This is a genomic window from Ureibacillus suwonensis (assembly GCF_042655065.1).
Classification (GTDB): domain Bacteria; phylum Bacillota; class Bacilli; order Bacillales_A; family Planococcaceae; genus Ureibacillus; species Ureibacillus suwonensis.
Genome location: NZ_JBHSNQ010000001.1, coordinates 1 through 1,374 on the forward strand (window position 1 = coordinate 1; position 1,374 = coordinate 1,374).

At 58.0% G+C, this 1,374-nt stretch carries 1 protein-coding gene; it reads right to left on the reverse strand.

The genetic code is table 11. From position 1 onward, the window contains the following. Window positions 1–1,211: ISLre2 family transposase (locus tag ACFPOH_RS00005; RefSeq protein WP_390308520.1), on the reverse strand; the 1,211-nt coding region annotated here is incomplete at its 3' end. Window positions 1,212–1,374: the final 163 nt, after the last annotated feature.

Here is a 1,374-nt window from a genome sequence, read left to right on the forward strand (position 1 = left end):
AACCGTCCGGCCTTCCGTTTGGCCTGTTCGATCCGCTTGGACTTTGTTGAGGCCGAGGCCGCCGTTCGGGTCTCTTCTTCCTCCACCAACTGCCCATTTCTCCGCCAAATCCCGTCGATTCGGGCCGCCATCGCCCTCAGAAACGCCCGAAGCCCTTGGTCTTTCCAGCTGCGGCGGGATTTCACCCGATGCGCAAACCGGCTCATCACGCTCTCGGCGTGGCCCATCGGACGCATGCCGGTCGTCTCCACCCCTTGCTCCGACAGCCACTCCCGATAGTCCCGGATGCATCCCGGCATCGACTCGATCCGGCGAATCAAGGCGGCCAGCTGTTGTTCTTTGCCTTCGTCCCCCAACGTGCCGACCGCGCTGTTCAGCTCGACCAAAAGTCCTTCTTCGTCTTGTTTCGCCAGCTTCCTCCGCACCTCCCGCCAACGCGGATGGCCGGACAGACACTGACGCAGCTCCCGCGCCACATGAAATCGATCCAGCTGAAAGCACGCCCGCTTCCCAAAATACTCCCGGCAGGCCGTGATCCACGACGCCGCGTCGCCGTTGATGATCAAAAGGTCCCGGCACGGATCATAGGCATATTCGTTCATCAGCCACTCTTCAAACCGTTCCCACACGTCTCCCGCCCCTTCATGGAGGTAGTGGCGCCGGTTCACGAGCTCGAGCTGCGAACCGTTTCGTTTCCATCCCTCGTGAACCGCCAGGATTTTCTCTTCTTNCAGCACCCGGCCGTGCCGTTGGGAAACAGGGCGGTGCAGCGAGACAGGGGCCTCCAGCACCAGTTGGCGAATCGCCTCGTGGCTTAGGACCGCATACCCCACGATCGACTCCAACGTACGGGCCGCTTTGCGGTAGGAAGAGCACTCTACGGCCAACTCGACCGCCGTTTCCTCGAGGCAAGGGCTGATCGACTGCGCTCCATCAAAGCCCAGTTCGGCATCCAGCAAGAAGGTATAGTTCCCCGTTTGCCGGTCATAGTAGTAGTTCCGTCGAAACGTCACTTCTCCAAACAGCGTTTGGATCGTAGTCGGCCGTTTGTCTTTCAGCTGATACCGGCGCTTGTCCCGCGCTTCCGCCAGTTGTTGATCAATCTCCTCCAAAAGGGTCGCCAACAAGACAGCGAACACCTTTTGAAGAGTTCTGACTAATTGTTCCTCCAGCTCTTTTAATAAAGGCCATTCTGTGGTAAGATGTTTCATGGACTCTCTCCCTCCTGTTTTCGGTTGATGTTGACAATCACCATCATAGCAGGGAGAGAGTCCTTTTTGCATGACATTTGCTTTTTTCTACCGCGCTTCGCTTGGTGGCCCCGACGAGCGTCGCGAACAAAAGTTCGCAACCCTCGTCGGGGATCATTTCGGA